Annotated in this window: 6 protein-coding genes and 2 pseudogenes; 2 read left to right on the forward strand and 6 right to left on the reverse strand. The window is 40.3% G+C overall.

What is annotated here, in order from left to right:
* Positions 1–7: 7 nt before the first annotated feature.
* The 5 genes from HT688_RS01915 to HT688_RS01935 form a co-directional block, all read right to left on the reverse strand.
* Positions 8–391 (reverse strand): DUF948 domain-containing protein, encoded by a 384-nt coding sequence (locus HT688_RS01915; RefSeq protein ID WP_000895020.1) that lies wholly within the window; start codon positions 389–391, stop codon positions 8–10.
* Complete coding sequence (lgt, locus tag HT688_RS01920) at positions 392–1,180, reverse strand: prolipoprotein diacylglyceryl transferase (protein ID WP_000886657.1); 789 nt, start codon at positions 1,178–1,180, stop codon at positions 392–394.
* A complete protein-coding gene (hprK, locus tag HT688_RS01925) occupies positions 1,173–2,108 on the reverse strand; it encodes an HPr(Ser) kinase/phosphatase (RefSeq protein WP_000115147.1) in 936 nt (311 codons plus the stop codon). Before hprK ends, lgt begins: the two co-directional genes overlap by 8 nt.
* A gap of 183 nt (positions 2,109–2,291) precedes the next feature.
* Entirely contained in the window at positions 2,292–2,468 is a 177-nt protein-coding gene (rpsU, locus tag HT688_RS01930; RefSeq protein WP_000048054.1) for a 30S ribosomal protein S21, read from the reverse strand.
* A gap of 138 nt (positions 2,469–2,606) precedes the next feature.
* Positions 2,607–3,314, reverse strand: a complete 708-nt coding sequence (locus HT688_RS01935) for a glucosamine-6-phosphate deaminase (RefSeq protein WP_000864588.1) — start codon at positions 3,312–3,314, stop codon at positions 2,607–2,609.
* Positions 3,315–3,464: 150 nt separating this feature from the next.
* Here HT688_RS01935 and queA point away from each other — a divergent pair, with 150 nt between their 5' ends.
* Together queA and HT688_RS01945 are read left to right on the forward strand one after the other, a co-directional pair.
* Entirely contained in the window at positions 3,465–4,493 is a 1,029-nt protein-coding gene (gene queA, locus HT688_RS01940) for a tRNA preQ1(34) S-adenosylmethionine ribosyltransferase-isomerase QueA (RefSeq protein WP_001090168.1), read from the forward strand.
* Positions 4,494–4,958: 465 nt separating this feature from the next.
* Positions 4,959–6,300: pseudogene (locus HT688_RS01945) on the forward strand (transposase).
* A gap of 260 nt (positions 6,301–6,560) precedes the next feature.
* Here HT688_RS01945 and HT688_RS11625 read toward each other — a convergent pair.
* A pseudogene (locus tag HT688_RS11625) lies at positions 6,561–6,814 on the reverse strand (N-acetylmuramoyl-L-alanine amidase family protein); the annotation flags it as partial.

Genomic DNA, 6,814 nt, shown 5'->3' on the forward strand with positions numbered 1-6,814 from the left:
TCCTTTTTTATTTTTTTAAAAATTTACTTGCAAGACGAAGAGCTGATAAACTTGCCCCAGTCTTGAGTGTTTTTGAACCAGCTGATGAAGCTTTCTTGCTCAAGACACGCGCATGGTCATTGAGGTCTGAAACAGATAGAGATAAATCTGCAACAGCACTAAAGAGTGGATCAATCGTTGCCACCTTGACATTAATATCATCTGCCAAGACATTGATCTTAGACAGCAATTCATTGGTATGATGCAAGGTCACATCCACATCTGAAGTCAAGGTTTTAATCGTCTTCTCTGTTTCATCGATAACACGGCCAAGCTTTTGTACAGTAATGATTAGATACACTAAAAATACAATCAAAGCAAGGGCAACAAAAATATATGCAACTTCTAACATTTAGTTTTCCTCCTCTGTAACATAGTAAGGGGCCTTCTTTCGATTTTGATATAGAATGATAAAAATACCCAGTCCGATAAGGACAACTGATAGCCATTGAGACACTCGAAGGCCAAAGAACATGAGACTATCTGTTCGCATGCCTTCGATGACCATACGACCGAAACCATACCAAATCAAGTAAAAGGCCGTGATATGACCTCGTCTGAGACTTTTCCATTTTCGTCTAAAAATCAGAATCAAGGCAAATCCAAGTAGATTCCATAGGGACTCATAAAGAAAGGTCGGCTGACGGTAGCTCCCCTCAATATACATCTGGTCACGAATAAAGACAGGTAGATAATCCAAATTATCCACTGCTGCACCATAAGCTTCTTGGTTAAAGAAATTGCCCCAGCGACCCAAACTTTGGGCAATCATGACGCTAGGCGCCGCAATATCTAGAAAATCCCAAGTGTTAATGAGTTTACGATCAGCAAAGATATAGAGTACAAGTGCCCCAGTTATCAAACCACCGTAAATGGCCAAACCACCATTCCAAATGGCAAAAATCTCTCCCAAATTCTGACTATAATAATCAAAACGGAAAATGACATAGTAGAGACGAGCTCCTAAAATAGCCAAGGGAAAGGCTATCAAGATAAAATCTAAAATATCGTCTGGTATGATCTTCTTTCTAGGCGCTTCTTTCATGGTCAAATAAACCGCAAGAATCAAACCTGTAACAATACACAAGGCATACCAACGAATGGCTAGAGGGCCTAGTTGAATAGCAATTGGATCAAGCATTAGGCACCTCATTTCGAGCGATGAGACTTGTCAGTCGTTCTTCGAACAAACGGGTCGCATCAAAGCCCATTTCCTTGGCACGATAATTCATGGCAGCTGCCTCAATCACGACAGAAATATTACGACCTGTTTTAACTGGAATGCGGATACGAGGAATGGCTACGCCAGAAATTTCTATTTCCTCTGCATTGTTTCCAAGACGATCAAAAGTCTTATGTGTATCATAGTTTTCCAAATAGACAGCAAGTTGAACCTGTGAAGAATCCTTGACGGCACTGGCACCGTAGAGGCTCATGACATCGATAATCCCAACCCCACGAATTTCAATCAGGTGTCTCAAGATTTCAGCCGGTTCACCCCAAAGAGTAATCTCATCCTTGGCAAAGATATCGACCCGGTCATCAGCTACCAAGCGGTGACCACGTTTGACAAGTTCCAGACCTGTCTCACTCTTACCAATTCCACTATCTCCCTGAATCAAGACGCCCATCCCATAGATATCCATCAAAACCCCATGAACACTGGTACGTTCTGCCAAACGAGAATCCAGATAGCTAGATAACTCTCCAGATAAACGACTTGTCGCTGTACGGCTGGTTAAAATAGCAATCTTACATTCTCTGGCTGCTTTTAACATCTCCTCTGGAACCACCAAACCACGGGCAACAATGACCGCTGGTGTCTCAGGTAGAAACATTTTTTTCAAAACTTCATAACGGCTGTTGGAAGGCATGCTGATCAGATAAGACCACTCCTTCATCCCCAAAAGTTGAATCCGCTCTGGCGTGTAGTAGTCAAAATAACCTGTCATTTCAAGACCAGGTCGCGTAATATCTGCTGTATTGATTTCCTTTTCAAGCAATTCTGGTTCGCCATAGACAATGTCTAGTCTAAGCTTTTCAATCACTTCTTTTACTAAAACCGACATCATTTCCTCCTTCAATCGAGTTCTTCTCTCTATTATATCAAATTGTAGGAGGAAGTTTCAGATTTTTGCAGGCTTTGGAGTATTTATTTATACTCAATGAAAATCAAAGAGCAAACTAGGAAACTANNTTTCGAAGAGTATTAAAAGAAAAAGGACTAGATTTCTCCAGCCTTTCATTTCAAATTAGAATTTTTTACGTTTACGAGCTGCTTCTGATTTACGTTTACGTTTTACAGAAGGTTTTTCATAGAATTCACGTTTGCGTGTTTCTTGAAGAGTACCAGCTTTAGTAACCGCACGTTTGAAACGACGAAGTGCGTCGTCAAGAGATTCATTCTTACGTACTACTGTTTTAGACATTTTTTTCACTCCCTTCAAGTTCAATATCTATTTTATTCTACACGTAAAAGGAATAATTGTCAAGCAAAAATGCGGTTTAATTTTGATTTTTTCTTACATTTATACAAGAGTTGAAAGCGTTCAATAGAACATTGCTTTTTATTTTTCAAGTAAGCTAAGCGCTTCAGCATCCGCAATAATGGTCACATCAGGGTGATTTTGGAGACTACTTGCAGGTAGATTCTCAGTCACTGGGCCAGACACTGTTCCGGCAATGGCTTCTGCTTTCGACTCACCGTAGGCAAAGAGAAGGATTGACTTGGCATCCAAGATGTTCTTAATCCCCATTGAAATAGCTTGGGTTGGGACGTCTTCAATCTTGTCAAAAAAGCGCGCATTGGCTTCAATAGTAGACTGGTCAAGTTCTACTAGATGCGTTTGACTGTCAAATGGAGTACCAGGCTCATTAAAGCCGATATGCCCATTGCGACCGATTCCCAAGATTTGCAGGTCAACTGGATGGTCAGCCAAAATTTGGTTGTAGCGTTCAACTTCAGCTTCAGCATGATCCTTAACACCACGAGGCAAGAAACTTTCTTTAAATGGTTTTTGGTTGAACAAGTTTTCTTGCATGAAGTGACGGTAAGACTGTGGATTGTCGCCATCAAGGCCTACATACTCATCAAGGTTGACACTGGTTAGATTTGAAAAATCGAGGTCACTTTCAACAATTTCCTTATAAAATTCAAGTGGACTACTTCCTGTCGCAAGCCCTAAGGTTTGAGCGCCATTGGCTAATTTTTCCTTCAAAATCTCAAAAGCAACTTTTCCACCTTCGATTTGGTTTTCAACTTTAATAACTTTCATCTTTTCATCCTCCATTTCTATCTATTTTTATTATATGGTATAGACCAATTTTTGTCAAGTGAAAACGATTTAATTTCTAAAAAAAGAGCGTCTATACTTGAAACATGTTATAATGGATAGGATTAGAACTTAGAAAGAATGAACAGATATATGAATACAGCTGATTTTGACTTCCACTTACCTGAGGAATTGATTGCCCAAACACCCCTTGAAAAACGAGATGCCTCTAAACTCCTCATCGTCAACCGTGAGACAGGAAAAATGCAGGACAAACACTTCCACTCCATTATTGATATGCTGGAACCTGGTGATGCCCTCGTTATGAACGACACCCGCGTTCTCCCTGCCCGCCTCTATGGTCAAAAGGAAGAAACTGGAGGCCATGTGGAACTTCTCCTGCTCAAAAATACTGCTGGAGATGAGTGGGAAGTTCTGGCTAAACCTGCCAAACGCCTCAAGGTCGGTACTCGTATCAGCTTTGGTGATGGTCGCCTCAGCGCTGTCATTACAGAAGAATTGACCCACGGAGGCCGCATTGTCCGCTTCGAATACCACGGAATTTTCCTAGAAGTTTTGGAAAGTCTGGGTGAAATGCCGCTGCCACCTTATATCCACGAAAAACTGGATGACCGTGAACGCTATCAAACAGTTTACGCCAAGGAAAGCGGCTCAGCTGCTGCACCAACTGCTGGACTTCACTTCACCAAAGAACTGCTAGCAGAAATCCAAGCTAAGGGTGTTCATCTAGTCTATCTGACTCTTCATGTCGGACTCGGAACCTTTAGACCCGTTTCTGTGGACAATCTAGACGAACACGAAATGCACTCAGAGTTCTATCAACTTTCTGAGGAAGCAGCTGCAACTCTCCGCTCTGTTAAGGAAAATGGTGGTCGTGTCATCGCTGTCGGAACCACTTCTATCCGCACCTTGGAAACTATTGGTTCCAAGTTTGAGGGGCAAATCCAAGCAGATTCTGGTTGGACCAATATCTTTATCAAACCTGGGTATGAGTGGAAGGTCGTGGATGCCTTCTCAACCAACTTCCACCTGCCAAAATCAACTCTGGTCATGTTGGTTTCTGCCTTTGCAGGCCGTGAATTAGTCTTAGATGCCTACCACCATGCCATCCAAGAACACTACCGCTTCTTCAGTTTTGGTGACGCCATGTTTATTTATTGAGAAAGAATTTCTCTAAATCTTCTAATACCAATAAATCGCTAAGATATTATTTCAAAGAACATCTACAATTGAAACTCTAGCTAACTGTAGAAGACGCCTAGTACATTAAAATTAAAATGTTTCTCCCTAGCTGCGAAAATATTGCCATAGATTGCGTTGACTCTCCAAATCGATTCATCTATATTTTATTTCAGCTTCCTATATTTTCTTCGCTGTTTGTAAATCAAAATACAAGATACATGAGTAGCACCATATTTGTTACTCTTATCTGTCCTCTCAAGAGACTATTATGAGTGGTTTCAGAATCATTCACTACTTTGACCCTGACTCTCCTTAGTCTCAAAATCAAAGACTTCTGGCTCTATAATATTTGTAGTGGGTAAATCCCCTATGGATATTATGGAGCCTATTTTGTGTAGAAAAAAAGTCCCATATGACCTATAATGAAAAGCGACAAAACAACTCATTAGAAAGAATCATACGGAACAATTACATTTTATCACAAAACTACTCGATATCAAAGACCCTAATATCCAGATTCTAGACATCATCAATAAGGATACACACAAGGAAATCATCGCCAAACTGGACTACGACGCCCCATCTTGCCCTGAGTGCGGAAGTCAAATGAAGAAATATGACTTTCAAAAACCGTCGAAAATTCCTTACCTCGAAACGACTGGTATGCCTACTAGAATTCTCCTTAGAAAGCGTCGATTCAAGTGCTATCACTGTTCAAAAATGATGGTCGCTGAAACTTCTATCGTCAAGAAAAATCACCAAATCCCTCGTATCATCAATCAAAAAATTGCTCAAAAGTTAATTGAAAAGATTTCTATGACTGATATTGACCATCAGCTTTCCATCTCAACTTCAACTGTCATTCGAAAGCTCAATGACTTCCACTTTGAGTGTAATTTTAGAAATCTGCCTAAGATTATGTCTTGGGACGTTGAAACAGTCCAGGGAGTGACTGTTTCAATCGGGAGATGGAGATGAGCTTCATTGCGCAAGATTTTAACAATCTCAATATCATCACTGTTCTTGAGGGAAGAACACAAGCTATCATTCGAAATCACTTTCTTCGCTACGATAGAGCTGTCCGATGTCGAGTGAAAATTATTACTATGGATATGTTTAGTCCTTACTATGACTTAGCTAAACAGATTCGCTTTCAAATTTCTAGGCTCAGGCTGAAACAGTCTCCCAGACTGTTTCACTCCCGAATGCTAAAATCGTGTTGGATCGCTTTCACATTGTACAACATCTTAACCGTGCTATGAGTCGTGTGCATGTCCAAATCATGAATCAGTTTCATCGAAAATCCCATGAATACAAGGCTATCAAGCGCTACTGGAAACTCATTCAACAGGATAGTCGTAAACTCAGCGATAAACGTTTTTATCGCCCTACTTTTCGTATGCACTTAACCAATAAAGAGATTCTTGACAAGCTTTTGAGCTATTCAGAAGACTTAAAACACCACTACAATCTCTATCAGCTCTTGCTTTTTCACTTCCAGAATAAGGAACCAGAGACATTTTTCGGACTTATTGAGGACAATCTTAAGCAGGTTCATCCTATTTTTCAGACTGTCTTTAAAACTTTCCTCAAAGATAAAGAAAAGATTGTCAACGCCCTTCAACTACACTATTCTAACGCCAAACTGGAAGCGACCAATAATCTCATTAAACTTATCAAACGAAATGCCTTTGGATTTCGGAACTTTGAAAACTTCAAAAAACGGATTTTTATCGCTCTGAACATCAAAAAAGAAAGGACGAAATGTGTCCTTTCTCGTGCTTAGCTGACTTCAACCCACTACAGTTGACAAAGAGCCAAAAAAGAAAGGACGAAATGTGTCCTTTCTCGAGATTAGCTGACTTCAACCCACTACAGTTGACAAAGAGCCTAAACAAAAAGTGAACAAACCTGAATTCTAATGTACAGAAGACTAGGCTTGTTCACTTTTTTATAGTCGCTATAAGATGACCTTATCTATAGCTTTTTATACATAATTATATATTCAGACATACTATTATCAATTGTGTCGCAGGGAGGAATCTGTTAACGCACCCATTCACCATTATCATTGACTCTATAGCCATCTATACTTGTATTGATCGCTAGCTCACCCGATGCATTTACATAATACCATTTACTGCCAACTTGGAACCATTGATTGGCTTTCATAGAACCGTTGCTGTTGAGGTAGTACCATGAACCATCAACTTGCTCCCAACCTGTTGCCATGGAACCGTTAGAGTTGAGATAGTACCATGAACCATTTACTTGTGCCCAACCTGTTGCCATGGAACCGT

Origin of the sequence: Streptococcus sp. 1559 (genome assembly GCF_013276735.1) — a bacterium.
Taxonomy (GTDB): Bacteria; Bacillota; Bacilli; order Lactobacillales; family Streptococcaceae; genus Streptococcus; species Streptococcus pseudopneumoniae.